This is a genomic window from Skermanella rosea, assembly GCF_016806835.2.
GTDB lineage: Bacteria > Pseudomonadota > Alphaproteobacteria > Azospirillales > Azospirillaceae > Skermanella > Skermanella rosea.
Map to the genome: position 1 here is coordinate 4,647,396 of NZ_CP086111.1, position 24,092 is coordinate 4,671,487.

The 24,092-nt window shown below is 69.3% G+C and carries 28 protein-coding genes; 17 read left to right on the plus strand and 11 right to left on the minus strand.

Annotated features, from left to right (window positions below; translation table 11 throughout):
* Positions 1-409 precede the first annotated feature (409 nt).
* From rplU to JL101_RS21810, 14 genes are all read left to right on the plus strand, one after another.
* On the plus strand, positions 410-721 hold the full coding sequence (rplU, locus tag JL101_RS21745) for a 50S ribosomal protein L21 (protein ID WP_037457177.1): 312 nt from the start codon (positions 410-412) through the stop codon (positions 719-721).
* Positions 722-776: 55 nt separating this feature from the next.
* A complete protein-coding gene (gene rpmA, locus JL101_RS21750; protein ID WP_203096378.1) occupies positions 777-1,076 on the plus strand; it encodes a 50S ribosomal protein L27 in 300 nt (99 codons plus the stop codon).
* 170 nt (positions 1,077-1,246) lie between these two features.
* A complete protein-coding gene (obgE, locus tag JL101_RS21755; RefSeq protein WP_203096377.1) occupies positions 1,247-2,392 on the plus strand; it encodes a GTPase ObgE in 1,146 nt (381 codons plus the stop codon).
* Positions 2,382-3,560 carry a glutamate 5-kinase gene (gene proB / locus JL101_RS21760; RefSeq protein ID WP_203096376.1) on the plus strand — a complete coding sequence of 393 codons (1,179 nt, stop codon included), beginning with the start codon at positions 2,382-2,384 and terminating at the stop codon, positions 3,558-3,560. Before obgE ends, proB begins: the two co-directional genes overlap by 11 nt.
* A gap of 32 nt (positions 3,561-3,592) precedes the next feature.
* Complete coding sequence (locus tag JL101_RS21765) at positions 3,593-4,243, plus strand: HAD family hydrolase (protein ID WP_203096375.1); 651 nt, start codon at positions 3,593-3,595, stop codon at positions 4,241-4,243.
* An 82-nt stretch (positions 4,244-4,325) separates the two neighbouring features.
* On the plus strand, positions 4,326-5,564 hold the full coding sequence (locus JL101_RS21770) for a glutamate-5-semialdehyde dehydrogenase (RefSeq protein ID WP_203096605.1): 1,239 nt from the start codon (positions 4,326-4,328) through the stop codon (positions 5,562-5,564).
* Between the two features lie 34 nt (positions 5,565-5,598).
* Complete coding sequence (locus tag JL101_RS21775) at positions 5,599-6,243, plus strand: nicotinate-nucleotide adenylyltransferase (protein WP_203096374.1); 645 nt, start codon at positions 5,599-5,601, stop codon at positions 6,241-6,243.
* 86 nt (positions 6,244-6,329) lie between these two features.
* Complete coding sequence (rsfS, locus tag JL101_RS21780) at positions 6,330-6,689, plus strand: ribosome silencing factor (RefSeq protein ID WP_158046908.1); 360 nt, start codon at positions 6,330-6,332, stop codon at positions 6,687-6,689.
* A 65-nt stretch (positions 6,690-6,754) separates the two neighbouring features.
* The gene (gene rlmH / locus JL101_RS21785) at positions 6,755-7,213 is read left to right on the plus strand and encodes a 23S rRNA (pseudouridine(1915)-N(3))-methyltransferase RlmH (RefSeq protein WP_201073624.1); all 459 of its coding nucleotides are present in this window, start codon (positions 6,755-6,757) and stop codon (positions 7,211-7,213) included.
* Between the two features lie 77 nt (positions 7,214-7,290).
* The gene (gene gpmI / locus JL101_RS21790; RefSeq protein ID WP_203096368.1) at positions 7,291-8,901 is read left to right on the plus strand and encodes a 2,3-bisphosphoglycerate-independent phosphoglycerate mutase; all 1,611 of its coding nucleotides are present in this window, start codon (positions 7,291-7,293) and stop codon (positions 8,899-8,901) included.
* 4 nt (positions 8,902-8,905) lie between these two features.
* Positions 8,906-10,228, plus strand: a complete 1,323-nt coding sequence (locus JL101_RS21795; protein ID WP_203096367.1) for a murein hydrolase activator EnvC family protein — start codon at positions 8,906-8,908, stop codon at positions 10,226-10,228.
* Entirely contained in the window at positions 10,229-11,620 is a 1,392-nt protein-coding gene (locus tag JL101_RS21800; RefSeq protein ID WP_203096366.1) for a S41 family peptidase, read from the plus strand.
* Between the two features lie 16 nt (positions 11,621-11,636).
* Positions 11,637-12,923, plus strand: a complete 1,287-nt coding sequence (locus JL101_RS21805; protein ID WP_203096365.1) for a divergent polysaccharide deacetylase family protein — start codon at positions 11,637-11,639, stop codon at positions 12,921-12,923.
* Positions 12,924-12,946: 23 nt separating this feature from the next.
* Positions 12,947-13,429, plus strand: coding sequence for an RNA pyrophosphohydrolase (locus JL101_RS21810; RefSeq protein ID WP_203096364.1), 483 nt, complete (start codon positions 12,947-12,949; stop codon positions 13,427-13,429).
* Here JL101_RS21810 and JL101_RS21815 read toward each other — a convergent pair.
* The 3 genes from JL101_RS21815 to JL101_RS21825 all read right to left on the minus strand — a co-directional run bounded on the left by JL101_RS21815 (position 13,410) and on the right by JL101_RS21825 (position 16,300).
* Positions 13,410-14,657 carry a sensor histidine kinase gene (locus tag JL101_RS21815; protein ID WP_203096363.1) on the minus strand — a complete coding sequence of 416 codons (1,248 nt, stop codon included), beginning with the start codon at positions 14,655-14,657 and terminating at the stop codon, positions 13,410-13,412. The genes JL101_RS21810 and JL101_RS21815 overlap by 20 nt on opposite strands.
* A gap of 157 nt (positions 14,658-14,814) precedes the next feature.
* A complete protein-coding gene (locus JL101_RS21820) occupies positions 14,815-15,693 on the minus strand; it encodes a transglutaminase family protein (RefSeq protein WP_203096361.1) in 879 nt (292 codons plus the stop codon).
* Between the two features lie 193 nt (positions 15,694-15,886).
* Entirely contained in the window at positions 15,887-16,300 is a 414-nt protein-coding gene (locus JL101_RS21825; RefSeq protein WP_203096359.1) for a phasin family protein, read from the minus strand.
* A gap of 402 nt (positions 16,301-16,702) precedes the next feature.
* Here JL101_RS21825 and JL101_RS21830 point away from each other — a divergent pair, with 402 nt between their 5' ends.
* Both JL101_RS21830 and JL101_RS21835 read left to right on the plus strand, forming a co-directional pair.
* Positions 16,703-17,206: a CHAP domain-containing protein gene (locus JL101_RS21830; RefSeq protein ID WP_203096357.1), complete on the plus strand. Its 504-nt coding sequence runs from the start codon at positions 16,703-16,705 to the stop codon at positions 17,204-17,206.
* A 235-nt stretch (positions 17,207-17,441) separates the two neighbouring features.
* Entirely contained in the window at positions 17,442-17,744 is a 303-nt protein-coding gene (locus tag JL101_RS21835; RefSeq protein ID WP_407697343.1) for a ribbon-helix-helix domain-containing protein, read from the plus strand.
* A gap of 85 nt (positions 17,745-17,829) precedes the next feature.
* On the opposite strand, the gene JL101_RS21840 is transcribed toward JL101_RS21835, so the two are convergent.
* The 3 genes from JL101_RS21840 to JL101_RS21850 are packed head-to-tail and all read right to left on the minus strand — an operon-like array spanning position 17,830 to position 20,197.
* Complete coding sequence (locus JL101_RS21840; RefSeq protein ID WP_203096353.1) at positions 17,830-18,723, minus strand: TIGR01459 family HAD-type hydrolase; 894 nt, start codon at positions 18,721-18,723, stop codon at positions 17,830-17,832.
* Between the two features lie 8 nt (positions 18,724-18,731).
* The gene (locus JL101_RS21845) at positions 18,732-19,820 is read right to left on the minus strand and encodes a quinone-dependent dihydroorotate dehydrogenase (RefSeq protein WP_203096351.1); all 1,089 of its coding nucleotides are present in this window, start codon (positions 19,818-19,820) and stop codon (positions 18,732-18,734) included.
* Complete coding sequence (locus tag JL101_RS21850) at positions 19,817-20,197, minus strand: DUF952 domain-containing protein (protein ID WP_228435054.1); 381 nt, start codon at positions 20,195-20,197, stop codon at positions 19,817-19,819. Before JL101_RS21850 ends, JL101_RS21845 begins: the two co-directional genes overlap by 4 nt.
* A gap of 302 nt (positions 20,198-20,499) precedes the next feature.
* Here JL101_RS21850 and JL101_RS21855 point away from each other — a divergent pair, with 302 nt between their 5' ends.
* Positions 20,500-20,718 carry a hypothetical protein gene (locus tag JL101_RS21855; protein ID WP_203096349.1) on the plus strand — a complete coding sequence of 73 codons (219 nt, stop codon included), beginning with the start codon at positions 20,500-20,502 and terminating at the stop codon, positions 20,716-20,718.
* Between the two features lie 70 nt (positions 20,719-20,788).
* On the opposite strand, the gene JL101_RS21860 is transcribed toward JL101_RS21855, so the two are convergent.
* The 5 genes from JL101_RS21860 to JL101_RS21880 all read right to left on the minus strand — a co-directional run bounded on the left by JL101_RS21860 (position 20,789) and on the right by JL101_RS21880 (position 24,076).
* Complete coding sequence (locus JL101_RS21860) at positions 20,789-21,343, minus strand: 3TM-type holin (protein WP_203096347.1); 555 nt, start codon at positions 21,341-21,343, stop codon at positions 20,789-20,791.
* Positions 21,340-21,843 (minus strand): cell wall hydrolase, encoded by a 504-nt coding sequence (locus tag JL101_RS21865; RefSeq protein ID WP_203096344.1) that lies wholly within the window; start codon positions 21,841-21,843, stop codon positions 21,340-21,342. The genes JL101_RS21860 and JL101_RS21865 overlap by 4 nt, the downstream gene beginning before the upstream one ends.
* Positions 21,840-22,163: a hypothetical protein gene (locus JL101_RS21870; protein WP_158046924.1), complete on the minus strand. Its 324-nt coding sequence runs from the start codon at positions 22,161-22,163 to the stop codon at positions 21,840-21,842. The genes JL101_RS21865 and JL101_RS21870 overlap by 4 nt, the downstream gene beginning before the upstream one ends.
* 74 nt (positions 22,164-22,237) lie before the next feature.
* Positions 22,238-23,749, minus strand: coding sequence for a phage terminase large subunit (gene terL, locus JL101_RS21875; protein ID WP_203096342.1), 1,512 nt, complete (start codon positions 23,747-23,749; stop codon positions 22,238-22,240).
* Positions 23,750-23,755: 6 nt separating this feature from the next.
* On the minus strand, positions 23,756-24,076 hold the full coding sequence (locus JL101_RS21880; protein ID WP_203096340.1) for a hypothetical protein: 321 nt from the start codon (positions 24,074-24,076) through the stop codon (positions 23,756-23,758).
* Positions 24,077-24,092: the final 16 nt, after the last annotated feature.

Genomic DNA, 24,092 nt, shown 5'->3' on the forward strand with positions numbered 1-24,092 from the left:
CACGACGACGTCATCAAATTCCTGCGCCGGGCTCCTCATGTGGAGATCAGACGGCCTCTGGTGACCCAACGTCACGGCGAGGTCAGCGGCAGCTCGGTCTTCCGACATCAGCGATAGCATCATACCCCATCTTCCGGGCGAGGGCATCACGATCCCGCCGTTCCCTTGAACCCTGACGCATAGCAGATTATGCAGCTCCGACCGGATGGGGTCCGGACGCTCGGGTTCCTTACGAACGACCAGACCGCCCGACGCCGCGTTCGCCGGTGCCGCCCGCTCCGGAATCCGCAATCCCCCTGTTGACTCTCCGCCGCCGATGAGTATATTCGCCGCTCCTTACCAGCGGGCTCAAATCTCGGACGAGGTTTGTCGTGCCCGTAGTTTGTATTCAGATACGGCAGTGGCAAACATGTTCGCAGTGATCCGCACCGGCGGCAAGCAGTACAAAGTCGCCAACGGCGACGTGATCAAGGTCGAGAAACTGGCCGGCGAGGCTGGCGCTTCCATCAACTTCGACGAAGTCCTGATGGTCAGCGATGCCGGCAGCACGACGGTCGGCACCCCCCTGGTCGCAGGGGCTGCGGTCACCGCCGAAGTCATCGCCCAGGATCGTGGTCCGAAGATCATCGTCTTCAAGAAGAAGCGTCGCCAGAACTACCGGCGCAAGAACGGGCACCGTCAGGACCTGACCGTGCTGCGCATCACCGGGATCAGCGCGTAACCTCGCGCTCGACACCCCCGATCGGTACGATCCTGGCCCATAGGAGTTCAGAGCAATGGCACATAAAAAGGCAGGCGGCAGCTCCCGCAACGGTCGCGACAGCGCCGGCCGTCGTCTCGGCGTGAAGAAGTACGGCGGGGAAAGCGTCCTCGCCGGCAACATCATCGTGCGCCAGCGCGGCACCCAGTTCCACCCCGGTGCCAACGTCGGCGTCGGCAAGGACCATACCCTGTTCGCCCTGGTCGAGGGGCAGGTCAGCTTCCGCAAGTCGATCGCCGGCCGGACCTTCGTCTCGGTGAACGAGAACCTCCAGGCCGGCGCGAAGGCCGAGGAAGTGCCGGCGGCCGCCGAATAACGGCGCCCCAGCATCCTGAGGTCAGGAACTGGATAATCGGGGGGTCGGTTCAGCCGTCCCCCCGATTTTCGTTTGGGCTCCCCCTACCCTCGCCGGCCTCCGCTCCCCACCTGCCGCAGACGACCACTTCCGCCGACATTCGTTGACATCCGAGCGTTGAACCCAGAGCCATGAAATTCCTCGACCAAGCCAAGGTATACCTGAAGAGCGGTGACGGCGGGCCCGGCATCGTCGCCTTCCGGCGCGAGAAGTTCATCGAGTTCGGCGGGCCGGACGGCGGCGACGGCGGCAAGGGCGGCGACGTGGTCATCGAGGCGGTCGAAGGACTCAACACCCTGATCGACTACCGCTACCAGCAGCATTTCAAGGCGCCGCGCGGCGGCCACGGCATGGGCCGCGACCGGTCCGGCGCCAAGGGCGAGGACATCGTGCTGCGCGTCCCCGTCGGGACCCAGGTGCTCGACGACGACCAGGAGACCGTCCTGGCCGACATGGTCGAGGTCGGGCAGCGCGTCGTGCTGCTGCGCGGCGGCGACGGCGGGTTCGGCAACGCCCACTACAAGTCCTCGACCAACCGCGCGCCGCGCCAGAGCCATCCCGGCTGGCCGGGCGAGGAGCGCTGGGTCTGGCTGCGGCTGAAGCTGATCGCCGACGCCGGCCTCGTGGGGCTGCCCAACGCCGGCAAGTCGACCTTCCTGGCCGCCTCGTCGCGCGCCAGGCCCAAGATCGCCGACTATCCCTTCACCACGCTCCAGCCCAACCTCGGCGTCGTCTATGTCGGCGAGGAGGAATTCGTGCTGGCCGACATCCCCGGCCTGATCGAGGGCGCCCACGAGGGCTCCGGCCTGGGCGATCGCTTCCTCGGCCATGTGGAGCGCACCCGCGTGCTGCTCCACCTGATCGACGGCACCCAGGAGGACGTGGCGGAAGCCTACGCGGTGATCCGCAGCGAGCTGGAGGCCTATGGTCACGGCCTCGCCGAGAAGCAGGAGATCGTCGGCCTCAACAAGTGCGACAGCCTCGACGACGAGGAGATCGCGGAGAAGAAGGCGATCCTCGAGGAGGCCGCCGGAGCCCCGGTCATGGTGCTGTCCGGCGCCACCGGCATCGGCGTGCAGCCCGTCCTGTTCGAACTGCTCCGCCGGATCAAGGACGCGCGCGAGGAGGAGGCCGAGGAGGCAGCCCCCGGCCGCCGCCATCCGGTCCCGCTCCACCACGGCGAGCGCACTCTGGCGGAGCCCGGCCGGGAGCTGGGCGGCGAGGCGCGCGGGGAAGACGACCACGACCTGGACGACGAAGACGATCATGCCGACTGACCTGGCTGCCGCCGCCGCCGAAGAGACCTCCGCCAGCAGCGTCCCCACCCTGCGCGACGCGCGGCGGCTGATCGTCAAGATCGGGTCCGCCCTGCTGGTGGACGAGACCACCGGCAAGGTCCGGCGCGACTGGCTGGACGCCATGGCCGACGACGTCGCGGCGTGCAGGGCGCGCGGCCAGGAAGTCATCATCGTCTCGTCTGGTGCCATTGCCGTCGGGCGCGAGCATCTTGGCCTGATCGGCCGGCCCCTGCGGCTGGAGGAGAAGCAGGCTGCCGCGGCGACCGGGCAGATCCGGCTGGCCCATGCCTACCAGGAGACGCTGGCCCGCCACGAGGTGACCGTCGCGCAGATCTTGCTGACCCTGGACGACACCGAGGAGCGGCGCCGCCACCTCAACGCCCGCAGCACCATCGACACCCTTCTGAAGCTGGGCGCCGTGCCGGTGATCAACGAGAACGACACGGTCGCCACGTCGGAGATCCGGTTCGGCGACAACGACCGGCTGGCCGCCCGCGTCGCCCAGATGGTCAGCGCCGACACGCTGGTGCTGCTGTCCGACATCGACGGGCTCTACACCGCCGACCCGCGCCGCGACCCCACGGCCACCCTGATCCCCGAGGTCCGGGAACTGACGCCCGAGATCGAGGGCATGGCCGGCGAGCCGCCGCCCGGATACAGCTCCGGCGGCATGGTCACCAAGATCGCCGCCGCCCGGATCGCGCTGGCGGCGGGCTGCCGCATGGTGATCGCCAAGGGCAAGCGGATGAACGCGCTGTCCGCCCTGGACGCGCCGGTCGCCAGGGGCGGCGCCCCCTGCACCTGGTTCCTGCCCGGGGCCGAGCCAAGGACCGCCCGCAAGCGCTGGATCGCCGGCCACCTCAACGCCCGCGGCACGCTGGTGGTGGATGCCGGCGCCGCCGCCGCGCTCGCCCGCGGCAGCAGCCTGCTGCCGGCCGGCGTGGTCTCGGTCGACGGCGATTTCCAGCGCGGCGACGCCGTGGTCGTCCGGGCCGCGGACGGGCGCGAGCTGGCGCGCGGGCTGACCGCCTACGCGGCCGACGACGCCCGCCTGATCATGGGCCACCACAGCCAGGACACCGTCGAGATCCTGGGCTACCAGGGCCGGACGGAAATGATCCACCGCGACGACCTGGTCCTTTCCTGACACGCTTTCCCGCGCACAATCCGGAACCCCCAATGATAAGAGCCGTCCTCTGGGACATCGACGGCACGTTGCTGGACAGCGAGCCCCATCACTTCAAGTCCTTCGTGGCGGTCTGCGAGAGCCATGGCCAGACCTTGGCGAAAGCAGACTACGACCGCCTGCTGGGCCGCTCCATGGCGGAGGTGTACGCCCTGCTGAACGCCGTCCAACCGCTGCCGCTGGACCTGCCGGAGTTCGCCGCCGCCTGCTCCGACCACTACGTCACCCATGTGGCCGACGTGCCGCCGCGCCCCGGCGCGCTGGAGAAGGTCGCCGACCTCGCGGGCTCGGGCATCGCCCAGGCCTGCGTGTCGAACAGCGCCCGGCGCGTCGTCGAGGCGAACATGGCCGTCATCGCCATGCCCGAGGCGCTGGGCTTCGCCCTGTCGCGCGACGACGTGACCCGCGGCAAGCCCGACCCGGAACCGTACCTGCGCGCCGCCGAACGCCTGGGCGTGCCGCCGGACGCCTGCGTCGCGGTGGAGGACAGCCCGATCGGTGCCCGCGCCGCCAAGGCGGCCGGCATGATCACCATCGCCTGGCCGCAGCACCGGACGCTGGAATTCGACGCGGTCGACCGTATCGTCGGGCAACTGGACGAGATCGACTGGACAGCCCTTCTCCGGGACCGGAAAATCACCTAAAGTCCCGCCCCCAAAGAACCGAGACCGGGAGTAAGCCGCCGTGACCGCCGTCAAGCACACCGTCGATCCCTTGCAGGGGGAAATGCAGCAGTTGGGGCGCGCCGCGCGCGCCGCGGCGGCGGTGCTTGCCCAGGCCCCGACCGAGCGGAAGGATGCGGCGCTGCGCGCGGCCGCCGCCGCGATCCGGGAACGGTCCGCCGCGATCCTGGAGGCCAACGCCCGCGATGTCGCCAACGCCAGGGCGCGCGACATGGCCGCCTCCCTGATCGACCGGCTGAAACTGGACGGGGCCCGGGTGGAAGGCATCGCCAAGGGTCTGGAGGACGTGGCCGCCCTGCCCGACCCGATCGGCACCGTCATGGCGGAGTGGGACCGGCCCAACGGGCTGAGGATCGCCCGCGTCCGGGTGCCGCTGGGCGTCATCGGCATCGTCTACGAGAGCCGCCCCAACGTCACCGCCGACGCCGGCGGGCTGTGCCTGAAATCGGGCAACGCCTGCATCCTGCGCGGCGGCTCCGACAGCTTCGAATCGTCCCGCGCCATCATCGCCTGCATGCGGGAGGGCCTGCGTGCCGCCGGCCTGCCCGAGGACGCGGTCCAGCTGGTGCCGACCACCGACCGCGCCGCCGTCGGCATCCTGCTGACCATGGTGGACGACATCGACGTGATCATCCCGCGCGGCGGCAAGTCGCTGATCCAGCGGGTCGCGGCGGAGAGCCGGATCCCCGTGATCAAGCATCTCGACGGCATCTGCCACGTCTATGTGGACGCCGCCGCCGATCCGGCGAAGGCGCGCGATATCGTGCTGAACGCCAAGATGCGCCGCACCTCCGTCTGCGGTGCCGCCGAGACGCTGCTGGTGGACCGTTCCGTTTCCGGAACCGTCCTGCCCGCCGTCCTGGACGCCCTGATCGCCGCCGGCTGCGAGGTGCGCGGCGACGAGGCGACCCGCAGGATCGACGGCCGCGCGGTCCCGGCGACGGTCGCCGACTGGGACACGGAGTATCTGGACGCGATCATCTCGGTCCGGGTGGTGGACGGCGTCGATGCCGCGATCGAACATGTCAACCGGCACGGCTCCCACCATACCGACAGCATCGTGACCGAGGACGCGGCGGCGGCCGAGAAGTTCCTCACCCAGGTGGACAGCGCCATCGTGCTGCTGAACGCCTCGACCCAGTTCGCCGACGGCGGCGAGTTCGGCATGGGGGCGGAGATCGGCATCTCCACCGGCAAGCTCCACGCCCGCGGCCCGGTCGGCGCCGAGCAGCTGACCAGCTACAAGTATCAGGTCCGCGGCACCGGGCAGACCCGTCCATGACCGGTATTCCGGCCGAGGGGAGCCGGGACCCGGCGTGAGGAGGGTGACTCTCTACGGCGGCCGGACCTGGGCCGGCCGGCGGGTCGGGCTGCTCGGCGGGTCGTTCAACCCGGCCCACGAAGGGCACCGCCACATCAGCCTGCTGGCGCTCAAGCTGCTAGACCTGGACTATGTCTGGTGGCTGGTCAGCCCGCAGAACCCGTTGAAATCGACCCGCGACATGGCGTCGCTGGAAGAGCGGCTGGCCGGCGGCCGGCTGGTCGCCCGGCACCCGCGGATCGTCGTCACCGACGTGGAGTGCGCGCTGGAAACCCGTTTCACGGCGGAGACCCTGGCCAGACTGCACCGGTACTTCCCGCGGACCCGGTTCGTCTGGCTGATGGGGGCCGACAACCTGACCCAGATCCCGCGCTGGCAGAACTGGACGCGAATCTTTAACGGGACACCCGTTGCAGTCTTCAGTCGTCCTCCATATTCTTTAAGTGCGTTGCACGGCCAAGCCGCGCAACGCTACAGGTGTCGCCGGGTCGGCCAGGCCCGGGCCCGGGGGCTCGCGGAAATGCAGCCGCCGGCCTGGGTGTTTTTCCAGAACCCGTTGCATCCGGCATCGGCGACGGAAATCCGGAAGCGTCGCGCGCAGGCAGCGGCGGCGGCTTCCGGCGGTCAACCGGTTCAATAGAGGTGAAAGCCATAGCTACGTTCATGCAACAGACCCCTGAAAACGGGTCGAACTCGCAACAGCTCCCCCATATGGAACTCTCCCATATGGACCTGCCCAGGCAGCTCAGCGAGCTGGTCGTCAAGTCTCTGGACGACGACAAGGCCGAGGACATCGTCGTGATCGACCTCGCCGGCAAAACCACCATCGCGGACTACATGGTCGTGGCATCGGGCCGCTCGACGCGGCAGGTCGGCGCCATGGCCGAGCATCTGCGCGAGAAGCTGAAGGTTGCCGGGGCCGCCGCCGTCGAGATCGAGGGCCTGCCGCAGGCGGACTGGGTCCTGATCGATGCCGGCGACGTCATCGTCCACCTGTTCCGGCCCGAGGTCCGCAGCTTCTACAACATCGAGAAGATGTGGGGCATCGAGCCGCCGGCGGCTCGGCAGGACATGCTGTACGCCTGACCGGCCGGCTTGGACGGATCGGTCCGGTACGGAACGGAACGGTACGGCACTGAAAAGGTAGTCCCATGAAGATCTGGCTCGCCGCCGTCGGGCGGGCGCGGGCCGGGGCGGCGCGCGACCTGTACGAGGAGTACGCCCGGCGGATGACTTGGCCGCTCGTCCTGAAGGAGGTCGAGTCGAAGAAGCGCGTGCCGCCCGACGAGCTGAAACGCCTGGAAGCCGACCTGCTGCTGTCGGCCGTCCCCAATGCCGCCACGATCGTGGCGCTTGATGAACGCGGCGCGGCCCTGTCGAGCGAGCGCTTCGCCGAAAAGCTGGGCGGCTGGCGGGACACGGGCGTCGGCGACGTCGCCTTCCTGATCGGCGGGGCGGACGGCCACGGCGAGGCGGTGGCGAAGCGGGCGGACCTGATGCTGGCGCTGGGTCCCATGACCTGGCCCCACCTGATGGTGCGCGCCATGCTGGCGGAGCAATTGTACAGGGCGCAACAGATTCTGGCGGGACACCCTTATCATCGTGCATAAACTGTCCGTTGGGTCCGGCCTGTTCCACGGCTGCCGAAACGGATCCTTTACCAAACTGGGATAGTGCTATGTCCGCCATGACCGATACCAAACGCCCCCGCCCCGTCGTCCTTTGCGTTCTCGATGGCTGGGGCTATCGCGAGGATCCGGCGGACAACGCCGTGGCGCAGGCCCATACTCCCGTGTTCGACCGGCTTTGGCAGTCCTGTCCCCGCGCGTTCCTCCACGCGTCGGAGGAGGATGTCGGATTGCCCAGGGGCCAGATCGGCAACTCCGAGGTCGGCCACATGAATCTCGGCGCCGGGCGGGTCGTGTTCCAGGACCTGCCGATGATCGACAAGGCGATCGCCGAAGGCGAGCTGGAGCGCAACCCCGCGCTGAACGGCCTGATCGACGCGCTGAAGGCCTCGGGCGGCTCCTGCCACCTGATGGGCCTGCTGTCCCCCGGCGGCGTCCACAGCCACCAGTCCCACTTCACCGCCCTGTGCAAGGCGCTCAGCGCCGCCGGCGTGCCGGTCGTGATCCACGGCTTCCTGGACGGCCGCGACGTGCCGCCGCGCAGCGCCCGCGAGCAGGTCGGCGAGTTCCTGAAGTCGATCGAGGGCGTGCCCGGCATCCGCTTCGGCACCATCGACGGCCGCTACTACGCCATGGACCGCGACAAGCGCTGGGAACGCGTGGAGCGGGCCTACAACGCGATGGTCGCCGCCCAGGGCCTGGAGGCGCCGGACCCGCTGGCCGCCATCGACGCCGCCTATGCGGCGGACACCGGCGACGAGTTCGTCCTGCCCACGGTGATCGACGGCTATACCGGCATGAAGGACGGCGACGGCGTCCTGATGGTCAATTTTCGCGCCGACCGCGCGCGGGAGATCCTGACCGCCCTGCTGGACCCCGGCTTCAAGGGCTTCGACCGGCGCAACCCGATCCGGTTCGCCGCCGCCGCCGGCATGGTCGAGTATTCGGCCGAGCTGAACGAGCACCTGAGCGCGATATTCCCGCCGAAGGAACTGACCAACGTGCTGGGCAAGGTCGTGTCCGACGCCGGGCTGACCCAGCTCCGCATGGCCGAGACCGAGAAGTACCCGCACGTGACCTTCTTCTTCAACGGCGGGGAGGAGAGGGTCTATCCGGGCGAGGAGCGCATCATGGTGCCCTCCCCCAAGGTCGCGACGTACGACCTCCAGCCCGAGATGTCGGCGCCCGAACTGGCGGACAAGGCGGTCGAGGCGGTCGGTTCCGGCAAGTTCGACATGCTGGTGATCAACTTCGCCAACCCCGACATGGTCGGCCATTCCGGCATCCTGGAGGCCGCGGTCAAGGCGGTCGAGGCGGTGGACGCCTGCCTGGGCCGCTTGGTCGACGCCGTCGCGGCGCAGGGCGGAACCCTGCTGGTCACCGCCGACCACGGCAACTGCGAGATGATGCGCGACCCGGTGACCGGCGGCCCGCACACCGCCCACACGCTCAACCTAGTGCCGCTGATGCTGGTCAACGGGCCGGCCGACGCGGTAGGCCTGGGCGACGGCAAGCTGGCCGACATCGCGCCGACCATGCTCGACCTGATGAAGCTGCCGCAGCCGGCCGAGATGACCGGCCGGTCGCTGATTCGCCACGCCGCAAGCGGCGCGGCGGGCCGCGCCTCAAGCGGCGCGGCGGGCCGCGCCTCAAGCGGCGCGGCGGAGTAAACGCATGCGGAGGGCGGCATTGGCGGCGGCTGCCCTCCTCGGCGCCGCGGGCGGGTTTTCCGGAAAACCGGCCTGGGCCCAGGCCGACCCCCGCGCGTCCCAGCGCGCCCTGACGGAGATCGAGCGCCAGATCGAGGCCGGCCGCCAGCGGGACGCGGCGCTCGCCCGTTCCGGCGAGGCGCTGGAGCGGGAACTGGAAGGTCTCCGCACCCGGCTGGTCCAGACCGCCGATGAGGCCGCCAAACTCGAAACCGAGCTGACCGGGCTGGAGGAGACGCTCCGCGCCCTGGAGGCGGAAGAGTCGGCCCAGGCCGGCAAGCTCGACGCCGACAGGGCCAGCATCGCCGAACTGCTCGGCGGGTTGCAGCGGCTGTCGCGCATCCCGCCCGAAGCCATGATCGCCCGGCCGGATTCGCCGGTCGACACCCTGCGCGGCGCGCTGCTGCTGCGCTCCGCGGTACCGATCCTGCGCGAACGGGCGGAGGCCCTGGCCCTGTCCCTGCAACGGCTGGCCGACCTGCGCGCGGACCTGGCGACCCGCCGCGCCCAGGCGCAGGACGCCCGCACGGCGCTGGCGGCCCGCCAGGACGAGATCGCCAAGCTGGTCGAGCGCCGGCAGGAGCTTCAGCAGCAGACCGAGGCGGAACGCCGGCAGGTCGCGGACCGGATGGCCCGGCTGGGCAACGAGGCGCAGGACCTGCGCGGCTTGATCGAGCGGCTGGAACGCGAGGCCGAGCAGCGCCGCCGCGAGGAGCAGCGCCGCAAGGCCGAGGCCCTCGCCCGGGCCAAGGCCGAACGGGAGAAGGCGGAGCGCGAGCAGGCCGCCCGCGCGGCGGCGGCCGCCGCGGAGCGGGAGCGCGAGATCGCCGCCTCCATCACGCCGCCGACCCCGCCCGATCGCCCGGACGGCGGGTCGGGCGGCGGTTCAGGAGACGGGGCGTCGCGCCTGCCGGTGGCGGGCCAGGTCACCACCCGCTACGGCGAGGCGGACAAGTTCGGCGTGACCAGCCGCGGGCTGACGGTCTCGGCCCGGCCGGGCGCCCAGGTGGTGGCGCCGTCGTCCGGGTCGATCATGTTCGCCGGGCCGTTCCGGGGCTACGGCCTCATCTTGATCGTTGAACATCCGAATGGATACCATAGTCTTATCGCAGGACTGGGCCGTATCGACACCAAGGTCGGCCAGCGCGTCCTGGCGGGCGAACCCTTGGGCGTGATGGGTAGCCCGGCGGACGGCGATCCCGATCTCTACTTCGAGCTGCGACGGAACGGTCAGCCCATCAACCCGCAGCGCGGCCTCCCCGCTTCCGATGGGAAAGGACAAGGTTAGATGATGAAAACGATCAGTGCTGCCGCCCTAGCGGGCGTATTATTCCTGGCGCCGGCTTGCGCGATCGCCGAGACCAACACCTCGGAAACCTACAGGCAGCTCAACCTCTTCGGCGACGTGTTCGAGCGCGTCCGGTCCGAGTATGTCGAGCCGGTCACCGACGAGCAACTGATCGAAACGGCCATCAACGGCATGCTGACCTCGCTGGACCCGCATTCCAGCTACCTGAACCGCAAGAGCTTCCAGGACATGCAGGTCCAGACCCGGGGCGAGTTCGGCGGTCTTGGCATCGAGGTCACGATGGAGAACGGCCTGATCAAGGTCGTCTCGCCGATCGACGAGACGCCGGCCTTCCGCGCCGGCATCCAGCCCGGCGACCTGATCACCCACCTGGACGGCGAGGCGATCTCCGGCATGAGCCTGGCCGACGCGGTCGAGAAGATGCGCGGCCCCGTGGGCAGCGACATCAAGGTGACGATCCGGCGCGGCGAGGGCTCCGAGCCGTTCGACGTCAGCATCACCCGCGACACCATCAAGATCCAGTCCGTCCGCTATCGCGAGGAGGGGGACGTCGGCTATATCCGCATCACCACCTTCAACGAGCAGACCCAGATGGGCCTGGAGCGGGCGGTCGAACGCCTGGAGAAGGACCTGGGCAACAAGCTGACCGGCTACGTGATCGACCTGCGGAACAACCCGGGCGGGCTGCTCGACCAGGCGATCTCGGTGTCCGACAGCTTCCTGGACAAGGGCGAGATCGTCTCGACCCGGGGCCGCAAGCCGGAGGACGGCCAGCGCTACAACTCCAAGGCGGGCGACCTCGCCAAGGGCAAGCCCATCGTGGTGCTGATCAACGGCGGCTCGGCCTCCGCGTCGGAGATCGTCGCCGGGGCGCTGCAGGACCACCGCCGGGCGATCGTGCTGGGCACCCAGTCCTTCGGCAAGGGTTCGGTCCAGACCATCATCCCCCTGCCAGGCCACGGCGCCATGCGCCTGACCACCGCGCGCTACTACACGCCGTCGGGCCGCTCGATCCAGGCGCTCGGCATCAGCCCGGACATCGAGGTCCAGCCCGCGCGGGTCGAGGAGATCCAGCAGGGCCTGCGCCGCCGCGAGGCCGACCTGCGCGGCGCGCTCCGGAACGACACCGTGACCGGCGGCCAGCAGGGGCAGCCCGCTCCCCAGGCGGCTCCGCCCACCCCGGCCCCCGGCACCCCTGCTCCCGCCGCTCCGGCACCCAGTCCCGGCGCGCAGGGGGCGCCCCAGGGGACGCCGCAGGGCGAGGACGCCGACGCGGCGGCGGCGGCCAACGACCAGTTCGACTACCAGCTCGCCCGGGCACTCGACCTGATCCGCGGCGTGTCGCTGTTCAACACCCGCGCCGTGAACTGAGGCCCGCGCACCCCCGATGGCAACCGCCGCCAAACAGGCTCCGAAGGCGAAAGCCCCCAAGGTCAAGGTCGCCATCGACGTCGCCGCCATCCGCCGCGCCGTCGCCCAGGCCTTCGCCAAGCTGAAGCCGCGGCGGCGGAAGGCGGCCGGGCCGGTGGTCGACGGCGAGCGGACGCTGTCGACCGAGATCGACACCGGCGTCGAGCGCAACCTGGTCACCCGGCGCATCCGGACAGTGGCCTTGGCGGCGAAGGCGACGGCCAGGTCGCGCAACGGCCGGCGGGCCGCGGGGGCGCTCGCGGTCCTGCTTCCCGTCCTGCTGGTCGGCGGGACCGCGGCTTGGCTGGTGGGCGGGGCCGAGGAGACGGAACGCGAGCTGGCGGCGGCGGTCCCCCGCATCGTAGTCCCCGTCCTGGCCCCGGACAGCGGCGGCGTGATCCAGGCCGAACCGGCCAAGGCGGCGCCGGCCGCCGTCAATTCGCCCTACGACCCGGTCCCGATGGTGCCGGCCCCGGCGGCCGGCCTGATCGAGGATTCCCCGCGCGGCCCGCTGCCCCGGATCGCGTCCGACGGCAGGACGCCGTGGCAGACCTATGCGCGCCCCTTCTTCCACGACGACAAGCGCCCGCGCATCGCCCTGGTGATCGGCCCTCTGGGGATCTCGTCCGGCGCGACGCTCCGGGCGATCGAGGGGTTGCCGGGGGCCGTCACCCTGGCCTTCGCGAGCGGCGCCGGCCAGCTCGGCACCTGGGTGGACCAGGCGCGCCGGCTGGGGCACGAGGTGATGCTCGATCTGCCGGCCGAACCGGCCGACTTCCCGCGCAACGATCCCGGCCCCGGAGCGCTGCTGGTCTCGCTCGACGGCGACCGCAACCAGCAGAGGCTGCTGGGATCGCTCGGGCGGGTCTCCGGGTATGTCGGAGTCCTGTCCCTGTCGGGGAACCGCTTCACGGGAGCCCCCGACAGCGTCCGCCCGATGCTGGCGGAGGTCAACCGGCGCGGACTGATGTTCCTGGACGCCCGCGCCGGCGCCCGAAGCATCGCCGCGCGGGAGGCAACCAGGATCGGCCTGCCCCGGGCCATCGCCGACACCCTGGTCGACGAGGTTCCCTCCGGGCCCGCCATCGAGGCGCGCCTGCGCCTGCTGGAGGAGGCGGCCCGGCTGGACGGCGCCGCGGTCGGAATCGCCCAGCCGTACCCGGTGACGCTGGACCGGCTCAGCGACTGGATCAAGACGCTGGAAGGGAAAGGCATCGTGCTGGCCCCCATCACGGCGCTCGTCAACAAGCAGGCCGACCGGTAAACCGTCCGGCAGGAAGAAGCCCCATGAGCAAAGCGGACAAACTGCCCTACCGGCCCTGCGTCGGAATCATGCTGGTCAACCCCGGCGGCAAGGTCTTCGTCGGCCGGCGGATCGACACGCCCGACGCCTGGCAGATGCCCCAGGGCGGCATCGATGCCGGCGAGACCCCGCGCGAGGCCGCGCTCCGCGAACTGGTCGAGGAGATCGGCACCGGAGCCGCCGAGGTCGTCGCCGAGACGGAGGACTGGCTGCGCTACGACCTGCCGCCCCACCTGATCGGCAAAGTCTGGAAAGGCAAGTACCGCGGGCAGGAGCAGAAATGGATCCTGGCCCGCTTCACCGGAACCGACGGCGACATCGACCTCGTCACCGACCATCCGGAGTTCGACGCCTGGCAGTGGGTCGAGCCGGACCGGCTCGCCGACCTGATCGTCCCGTTCAAGCGGCCGATCTACGAGGCGGTGGTGGCGGAGTTCCGGAGCCTGCTCACGCCTCCACCGGGCTGACCACGCGCGATTCCAGGCGTTCGGCCGGGAAGTACAGGGTGATCGTGGTGCCGTGGCCGGAGACGCTGTCGATGCGCAGCCTGCCGCCATGCAGCTCGACCAGCCGCCGGGTAAGGGGAAGCCCCAACCCCGTCCCCTTCTGGCGGCGGTTCATGGCATTGTCGATCTGGCTGAACGGCTCCATCGCCCTGACCTGCTCGTCGGGGCTCATCCCGATGCCGGTATCCGAGACGGCGACCGCCAGCCCGCCCTCCCCCGTCAGGGCGGCGGAAACCGTCACGCCGCCGCCGGCCGGCGTGAACTTGACCGCGTTGGAGACCAGGTTCAGGACCATCTGGCGCAGCTTGCGCTCGTCCCCCCACAGGGGCGGCAGGGGTGCCGGGACCGCCGCCCGGAGAGTGACGCCGCCGCGCTGCGCCAGTTCGGCGACGATCCTGACGCTGGAGCCGACGATGGACCGCACGTCGATCTTTCCCTCGCTCAACTCCAGCCGGTTCGCCTCGGCCTTGGACAGGTCGAGCAGGTCGTTGATCAGGTCGAGCAGATGGTGGCCGCTGACGCGGATATCCGCCGCATATTCCCCGTAGCGCTTGTTGCCCAGGGGACCGAACACCTCCGACTCGATCAGCTCGGCGAACCCGATCACCGCGTTGAGCGGCGTGCGCAGCTCGTGGCTCATGTTGGCCAGGAAGCTGCTCTTGGCGGAGTTGGCCGCCTCTGCCGCCCTGCGGGCCTCGTCCAGTTCGCGGTTCTTGGCCCGGGCCTGCTCGACCGACCTGCCCATCAGCGCCAGCGCCGTGGCGATCCCGCGATACTCGTCCCGCTCCGTGATGATGAAGCCGCTGACCAGCGCCTCCGGCTTGTCGTGGGCGATGCGCTGGCTGACCTCGTCCAGGCTGAGGTCCGCGTCGACGACCAGCGGCAGGCGGTCCATGAGGAGGGAAATCGGCCGGCGCTCGTACAGGTCGCGCAGCAGGGGCTTGGCGAAAGTCGCGTACAGGTCCGGCCGGGCGATCATCCCGACCACGGCGCCGCGGTTCACCACCGCCAGCGCCGGCCATTCCGGATGGTCGGCGAAGATGTCGTAGACCCGCGTGCAATGCACCAGCGGGTCGATGGACGGCAGCGGGATGATCAGATCCCCGGCCCTGAAGCCGCCTTCCCCGGGCGCCGTCCTGTTCGGTCCTGGCAAGCGGTAGCTGCGCGGCACGGGCGCACATGCAGACATGACGTCTTGCCTCGAAATTTCAGGGAGCGGCTACCCCCAATATAGCGGACATGCGTGACGGATTTTTGACGCTCCGGTTTCACTACCCGCAAAAGATTTCGTGGCCGGCGGTTCTCCCCGGCTGGATGCTCGGCCGGCTCGATGCTCGGCCGGCCCGCTATTCGGAGGTGACGGTCACCTCGACCTCCATGCCCAGGAAGTCCTCCGCCTCGCCGAACCAGTCGCCGGTGAGGGGAACGGCCTGCGCCGGGTCCCGGGTGACCGCGACCCGGATGAGGCCGGCGCCGCCGACGATGCCGTTGGTCGGGTCGAACTCGACCCATCCGGCACCCGGCAGGTAGATCTGGACCCAGGCATGGGTGGCGCCGCCGCCGACCCGGCTCTCGGGATCGCCGTCGACCGCCGGGTCGTAGAGATACCCCGAAACGAAGCGGGCGGCGAAACCCAGCGTGCGTGCCGCCTCCATCATCAGGAGGGCGAAGTCACGGCAGGTGCCGGTCCGGGTTTCCAGGGTCTCCGCCGGGCTCTGGGTCCCGACGGCGACTCGCGCCTTGTAGGTGAAGCTTTCCTTGATGGTGCCGGTCATCGCGACCAGCATCTCCTGGGTCTCGGTCGGACCGTCGGTCCGGATGAACTGCTTGGCCCACTCGTCGACCAGATGGTCGGGATCGGGGAAATGGCGCTCCGTCGTGCGCCCGAGATCCGGGATCTCCTCGGCCGAGTAGGAGAACGGATAGGTCTTCGCGTAGTCCTCGATCGGGAAGTCGGGATTGGACAGGCCGAAATGATCCAGCCGGATGGAGCTCTCGAACCGCAGTTCGGCCGCGGTCTGGTCGAACGAGGCGATCGCGATCGAGTTGCCGAAGACGTCGTGCATCCAGCGGACGTTTGTCGGCGGCGGGCTGATCGTCATCCTGGTTTCGAGCAACCGCATGTCGTGACTGTCGCGCGGCCTGAACATCAGGCGGTGCTCCCCGAAGCTCACCGGCGTCGAGTAGCGGTACACGGTCACGTGCCTTACGTTCAGGATGGTCATCGTCGTCACCTTTGCCGGCACCCGAGGGGCACGGGCGCGGCATCAACGCAACGACCGACCAAAGGTTCCCACCCGCCCGGCGCCGATGGGACACGCCGGAAACAGGAAAGGCCGCGCCGGTGCCGGCGCGGCCTTGTACGACCCGATGGCGTCGATCCGGCGCGGCGGCGGCCCCGCCGCCGCGCCCGCGATCTCAGGCGGCCTTGGAGACCGTCAGCGCCTTCAGCTCGGCGACGCTTTCCTGCGTGCGGGAGCTGATGACCGAATAGGCCTCCCGGCTGCCCTTGGCGGCGATCTCCGACAATTCGCGGACTTGGGCGCTGACCTTGTCGGCCGTGGTCTTCGCGAGTTCCGCCTGCATGTTCAGGGTGGCCGGGAGATCCTTGACCGCCAGGACGGCCTTGGCGCTCTCCGCGGAGTCCTTCAGGTTCGCCTCGGCGATCTCGACCTGGCGCTTGATCAGGGTCTGGGCCGTATCGGCGAAAATCCTGCCGACCTTGACCATGGCTTCGAAATTGCGGTTCTGCGCGTCGATCAACGCTTTGACGTCGAGGTTCGGAACCTGGCCACTGAACAGCTTGCCGAAGTCGAAATTGTTCTGGGACATCTGTTGGAACTCCAATAGTTTCACTCTTGTTGCACCGCAGCAAACTGATAAGGTTTTTATAAATGCCCTTTCGATGCTTTGCCAACACGGAATCGCACACCCGGAGCACCAAACCACGCCGACAGACAATTTGCCGCAGGCAGGCTCGGGAATTGCAGACAAAACGGGAAACCGGAGCAGTGCGGACAGCGAAAAGCATCCGGAACGGCACGATGGCTGCACCAAATACTTCGGTTCCACTTCCGGCAGACCGACTTGTTTGTACCTTTTATGGGGCGAAATCAGTTCCTTATCCCTTCGGATGAGAATTATTTTTATAATGTGTGCTATCGCTACAACATCTTTGCTTGCTGGCGGAGCAGTTGCCGCTGTAGAAGGAGAAAACAGGCCAGGGAGTGGACGATGCCTTTTCTCCGGTTAGCGAAGTCGGGAGTTGCCGCGGTTCTTTTCTCTCTGGCGGCCCTGTCCCTGTCCGGACCTGCCCTGGCCGGCTACGTGAACTGCGTCCAGTTCGTCCGGCAAGCGGGCGCGATCGAACTTTCGGGCAATGCCTGGATGTGGTGGCCCCACGCCAAGGGGCGCTACGAAACGGGGCAGCGCCCCCACCGCGACGCCGTGATGGTCTTCCAGCGGACCAAGGCGATGCCGTCCGGCCACGTGGCCCTGGTGAGGCATGTCCTGGATTCGCGCACGATCGTGATCGAACACGCCAACTGGGCGCCGCGCGACGGCGCCAAGGGCAGGATCTCGCGGGATCTGGTCCGGGACGTCTCCCCCGGCAATGACTGGACGGCGGTCCGGGTCATGTACCGGCCGACGGGAAGCTTCGGCAAGACGTACCCCACCAACGGCTTCATCCACCCCAATCCGCCGGCCTCCTTCGCCGATCCGATCATCGAGCCATGAACGCTTGGGGTAGCCCATCTGTGTCATTTTTGGGTAATTTGCTTCTCCATATAACTTTCTGCGTTGTCATACGATCGTCTGCATAGTACCAAAGCCATATCATCTTTCGCCCAATGCATATGTGGCTAACAGAGTGGTGGTGGTGTCGATGCAAGCGACGAATATGGACACGGCATTGATCTGCCGTAACGTGACGGTCTCAGGACGCCGGACCAGCATTCGGATGGAGCAGGTGATGTGGACCTCGCTTACCGATATTTGCCGGCGCGAGGAGCGGTCCATCAACGAGATCATCTCGATGATCGACGAGAAGCGGGCCGACACCAACCTCACGGCCGCGATCCGGGTTTTCCTGATCTGCTATTTCAGGGATGCCTCGGCCTTCCAGAGCATGCGCTTCGCCGGCATGGCGGAGGAATCGGACTTCGACGTGAATGCGGATCCCGCGCCGGACGAGGGGCTCCGGTGCGGCGCCCTGGTGAGTGCGGCGCTCGACGTCGTCGGCCCGCGGCGCGCGGCGGCGAGCGACGGCAACTGAACGCCGGGATCAACGCCCCGCAGGCCGGCAATCGCCCCGTGGGCAAGGGCCGGCCTGCGCTTCGGATCGACGTCCGGCGTTCCGGTTACCAGTGGAACCGCGGAATGGCCCCTTGCGGAATATGGCCGCTCGCGGCGGCGGCGGCGGCCAGCCTGATCGGGTCGGGATGCTCGCCCCAGGCGGTCGCCAGCTCTTCGAGATGGATGCCGCTGGTCACCAGGAGGGCGTCGATCCCGGCGGCGTTCGCTCCCGCCACGTCGGTCCGGAAACTGTCGCCGACGGCCGCGATCCTCGCCCGGTCATGGATGCCGAGCAGGTCGAAGCAGCGCCGGTAGACCGGGGCGTGCGGCTTTCCATGATACCGCACGGAACCGCCCAGCTCCTCGTAGCGCTGGGCCAGCATGCCTGCGCAGATCGCCATCTTGGTGCCGACCACCACGACGAGGTCGGGATTGGCGCAGACCATCGGCAGCGCGTGCGCGGCGCAGGATTTCAGGATCGCCTCGTAGTCGGCGATCGTCTCGTCGAAGCTGTCGATCCCGGTATTGACGACGAAATCCGCCCGTGCCGGATCGTCGACCATCTCGAGCGGGAGCTCCTCGAACACATCGGCGTCGCGCGGCGGCCCGATATGGAGGCAGCGGCGCCCGAGGCCCGCGTGCCACTCGTCCGGCGGATCGGCCAGGGCGTCGTGCGTGGCCTCCCCCGAAGTCATCAGGTGGTCGTAATGGTCCGGCGTGATACCCATGCCGGCCAGCTTCTCCGCGACGCCGGCGCAGCGGCGCGGCGCGTTGGACAGCAGGCAGACCCGCTTGCCCCGGGCCCTCAGCCGGTCCAGGCAGTCGATGACGCCCGGATAGGCCTCGACCCCGTTGTGCAGGACCCCCCAGAGATCGAGGATATAGCCATCGTAACGATCCGCCAGCGCGGCGATGCCGGAATGGACGGGAACCGCCGCGGGAGTGTCTTCGGAATGCATGTCGCCCTTCAAGCTACGGGAGAAACGGGTGAAGCCCGCCGGTGGTCGGCCCCGACGGCGTCCTTCAGGGAAGGAAACCCGTCGGCGCGCAAAAGGGCAGCAAGGTCGCGGTTGATCTCGCCCACAAGGCGCGGCCCCCGGTAGACCAGGGCGGTATAGAGCTGGACCAGCGAGGCGCCGGCGCGGACCTTGGCGTAGGCGTCGCGGCCGGACTCGATGCCGCCGCATCCCACCAGCGGGAGCCTGCCTCCGGTCAGGCGGTACAAGTCGGCCAGCACGGCGGTGGACGCCGCCATCAGGGGAGCCCCGCTCAGCCCGCCGGTCTCGGCCGCGATCGCCGGCGGCAGCCCGGGAGGGCGGGAGACCGTCGTGTTGGAGACGATCAGCCCGTCGATGCCGCTGGCCAGCGCCACCTCCGCGATGTCGGCCTTGTCCTCGTCGGTCAGGTCGGGCGCGATCTTCAGAAGCAGCGGCGGCGGCTTGCCGGCGGCAGCCTCGGCGCGCGCGGCCAGCGACCGGTCCAGCAGCTCGGCCAGCGGTTCGCGGCCCTGGAGCGTGCGGAGGCCGGGCGTGTTGGGCGACGAGACGTTGATCACCAGGTAATCCGCGAGCCGGGCCAGCCGGCGAATGCCGATCACGTAGTCGGCCGCGGCGTCCGCCGTCTCCTTGTTCTTGCCGACATTGGCCCCGACCAGCCCCGGCCGGCCCGCCCGGCCCTCCAGGCGGGCGGCGACGACGTCCAGCCCGTCATTGTTGAAGCCGTAGCGGTTGATCATCGCCCGCTGCTCCGGCAGGCGGAACACGCGCGGACGCGGGTTGCCGGGCTGCGGGCGGGGCGTCACGCTGCCCACCTCGACGAAGCCGAAACCCTGGGCCAGCATGGCGTCCGGGACTTCCGCGTTCTTGTCGAACCCGGCGGCGAGGCCGACCGGATTGGCGAAGTCCAGTCCCCACACGCGGCAGGCCAGGGCCGGATCGGCGGCGGCGCGGCTGGCCGGCACCAGGCCGGTCTTCAGGGCCGAGATTGTGAGGCCGTGGGCGGTTTCCGGGTCGAGCCGGCGGAGCAGCGGCCCCGCGACGGGAAAGAGGTCGATCAATTTCCGTCATTACTCCGGGTATCGTCGGCGACGCCCTGCGGGAACCGGTGCCGGCCGTCGGGACCCAGCGGCAGGGAATCGACCGCGACGACCGCCTCGACCGGCAGGGCACCGTAGAGATGGGGGAAGAGTTGCCCGCCGCGCGACGGCTCCCATTTCAGGGCGGGTCCCAGCCGGTCGGCGCGCACTGTCAGCAGGACCAGGCCAGCCTGCCCTTTCCGGTGCTTCGCGGCGCTCTCGACGATCTGGGCGGCGGTGGAGAAATGGATGAAGCCGTCGGCGGCATCCTGGGACGAGCCGGGATAGCTTCCGGCGCGCTCGGCTGCCGCCCATTCCTCGGCCCGGCACATGTGGTAAATGACGGTGTCGCTGGTCATGGCCGGGACACTAGCCCAAACGGGCCGCGGTGCAAAGGCCGGGCGGCTCCGTGGAATAACCCTATTCTTTTTGCAGAATGCGAGACGCGATGTGCGGTCCCTTCGGCAATTTGCAAAGCCGAACCGGTTGCTAATCTGTCGCTAACCATGGCGGAAGGATTGGATTCGACCGCCTCCGACCTCGGCCTGTCCGTTAAGCCCATGTTCCGTCATGCCTTTTGTTTCGTATCCGAGGCAACGATCGGACTCCCGGGTGAGTGGCACCGATCTTGCCTTTACAGGTCCACCACCAGGAGGAAAACATGGATACGCGACTGCATTATCAAATCGACGAGAAGCGGCCTGCCAGCAACGCGATGAACTATGCGCTGAACGTGGTCGAGACCATGGGCGACACCGGCCTGGTCAGCGTCCCGATCAAGCCGACCACCGCGATGCTGACCGCCGGCGCGCGTTCGGGCCATGTCAGCGTCGAGACCGCCTGGAAGATCTACCAGGCGATGATCAACGAGGAAGGCTGACGGCCCGCGCGGGCTGGACGACCTGGAACCCGACGGCGCGGCGGCATGATGCCGCCGCGGCCGCCGAGCTTCAGGACGCCCCCTTTCCAACCCGGCGCGCCAGGAAAGCGAACGGCCCGGACTCCGGCCCGTCGCCCGCCGCGACCCGCTTGTCGCCGGACCTCTTGTAGACATAGATGCCCAGGACGCTGAGGCCGACGGTCCAGATCGTGCCGAGCGAGGTCATCGCCGTGATGACCAGATTCGCCTGTCCGGGGTCGGTCACGATCACCCAGGCGATGGCGAGCATCTGGGCGAGCCAGGTCAGCGCCATGATGTAGCCGAAGGTCGGCCGCATCCGCCGGACATAGGCGTCCTCCGACGCGACTTCCGCCCGCAGGCTCCGGTTCACCTCGGTCAGCGCGACCCGCCGGTCGGCGGAGTCCAGCTCGGCCATCCGCTCCACGTGGCGGTTCGCCTCGGCCACCGATTCGGCCGGGATGCTGCCGTCGCCCACCGCGGCGTCCACCGCCCGGACGGCCTTTGCGGCCTGGGCCGCGACGGGACCGTCGATCTTCTCCAGCCCGGCCCCGACCGCCTTCAGGAGCAACGGGAGCCCGAGTTGGGCGAGCGCCAGCGGGATCATGACGGCACCCCGCCGCCGGCCGCGTAGAACAGGCGGTCGCCGATCTCCGCGGTCGGCGCCAGCCGAGCCGCCCAGTCCGGCAGGATTCCGCCGTCATGGTACAGGGTGGCGCCCCCGGTCGGATCGTCCAGCAGGCCGGCCGCCGCCCGCCGGGCGATCCGCAGGCAGGTCGCGAACAGCAGGGCGTCGGACGATGCCCGGCCGCTCCCCGTTGGACCGGAGGGCTGGACGACGGAAAGCCGGAACAGGGCCGGGTTGTCGGCGCTCCAGCAGGGAAACCGCCGGCAGATGTCGGCGATGGCTGCGCCGGGCTCCAGGGCCGCCCGGTTCATGACGACCGCGGCCACCGCCTCCATGCCCCGCAGCGTCTCGGTCCGCGCCTCGCCCCACAGGGTGCGGGCAAAGATGTCGATGGTGCCGTCGCCCGGCCCGCCCGCGGCGGGCCGGGCGGCGGGCGAGGCAGCGGGCGATGGAACGGGCACCAGCCTCCGCCGGGTCATCGCCGCTCTCCCGACCGCTCGGCCTGGATCAGGGCCGCTCCGTCCAGCTTCGCGTCGATGCGCAGCAGATGGTCGGTCAGCCGGCGCTCGACGTCCTTCAGGTAGCCGACGGACACGTAGGTCTTGGCGACCTCCAGCTTGTAGGCCGACAGGCTCTCCCGCATCTGGGACAGCGCCGTCTCGGACAGGCGGTGGACACGGTCGAGCGCCTCCTCCGACTCCTGGCGGACATGCCAGATCAGCCAGAACAGGGCGGCCAGCATCGGCAGCTCGACGACGGTGATCCACCAGGAGAGATTGATCCCGGAAGCTTCAGGCATTTGCTTTTCTCCTGATCAGGACGAAGAAAGGCCGCCCCGAATGGGCGGCCCGGTCATTCCCGCTGGCGGGAAGGTCACACTTTGAAGTCGGTCACGGCCCGACCCGGCGGGCCACCGCGCCAGTCGGCGTTCCGGCCGGGCCTCGCGACCGCGCCGAAACGGACCGGCTCGGTCGACAGGCAGCCGGCGACGGCGTCCAGGCCGTCGTCGTGGCCCTTGTGCCGGCCGCCGGGGCGCCACTCGCGCATTTCCCGCACGAAGGGCGTGTCCCAGACGCTGCGGTGGGCATGCAGCGCGCCGGCGGCCAGCACGGCGTCGAACGCCTCCAGGATGCGGCGGTCCTTCGGCACGCTGGAGCTCTTCTCCACCACCGAGGCCCCGACCCCGCACCGCGCCAACTCCCGCCGCAGGATGCCGGGCAGGAACTTTCCCACGCCGTTGGTCTCCAGGATGACCGACGGCAGGTGGAGGTCGCGCAGGAACTCCGCCACCTGCCGGCACTGCTGCGCCGCCTCGTGGTCGTCGCCGTCCGGAACCGCCGTCAGGTAGCGGATCCGATGCAGCCAGTAGCCTCCGTCGGCGTCGGAGAAGACGGCGGCCAGGACGCTGCCGTCCCCCGCCCTGCCCTCCCGCGCGGCACCGTCCGGCGCCGCCGCCCCGTAGGCCGGGTCCCACCAGCAGCTGGCCGACACCATGCGCCGGTCGCCCAGCATCAGCACCGGAACGCCGCGGGCTTCGCGGTAGTCCAGCTCGGCCTCGTAGGGCAGCAGGCGGTCCGGGTCGAGCCGGCCGTCGGCGATGCTGACCGGCTTCAGCATCATCTGGCTTTCGAACTTGTTCGGCCCGGTCGCCCGGCGGATGCGCTCGATCGCCTCGTCCGGGAAGCGCGTGGGCCAGGCGCTTTTCTCGTCGGCGTCCCGGATCGGGATGAGAAGCCGCTGGAACCCGTCGAGGAAGGGAACGGCCTCGCCGATCTCGGCGCGCGGCTCGTCGGCATAGATGGTGTAGTAGCTGTGCGGCGTGCCGACATAGAGCTGCATGCCGCCGGGCACCAGGATATAGTCGATCTCGCTCAGCCGCTCGCGCAGGTCCTCCCGTTTCGGCGCGGTGTCGCAGGTGCGCGGGACCTCCACGTCGTCGCAGATCACGACGTCCGCCCGGCTGCCGGTCAGGTTCGCCCCGATCCCGCGGGCCAGCATGCTGGGATCGCGCAGTTCCATCGGCCGCCGGACGGTGAACTGGTCGCTGGCCCACTGGTCGGCCCGCTCGGGCTTGAGGCCCTGGGTCTGGGGGTGGCGCTCGACGATCCGCTTGACGGTGCGGACCATCTTCTTGGCCAGCGCCAGGTCGGCCGCCAGCACCATGATCCGCAGGGACGGGTCGGTCTTCAGCAGCCAGGCCGCGAACAGCCCGACCACGGTCGATTTCCCGCTGTTGCGGAACGCCATCAGGAGGAGCCGGCGGTCTCCCCCGTACCAGCCCGTGGTCAGCCATTCGGCGATGCGCATGTGGTGGTCGGGCGACGGCAGGTCCTGGAACGTGTTCCACACGATCAGGAAATCCCTGAAACTCTCGAACCTTTCCACCGCCGTTCAGTCCCCGTCCGGGGCGTCCGTCCCGTCCAGTTCGGCGATCGTGCGCGCCGCCCGGGCATAGACCTCGGCGAACGGATCGCCCGGAGCGCCATCGTCCGGGGCGGCACCGTCCGGCCCCGCCTTCGGCAGCGTCGCCGTGACCAGCCGGTGGAGTTGGAAGAGCGCCGTCAGGTGGCCGATCGCCGCCTTGCAGGCGCCCTGGAGGGCGGTGAACTCCTTCGGATCGTCCGGCAGGGAGACTTCGCAGATCTTCCCGTAGGCTTCGGCGGCCCGTTTCACCGCCGGCGGCAGGACCACCGCCAGCAGGGTGGTTCGCATATCTTGTCCTTCATCG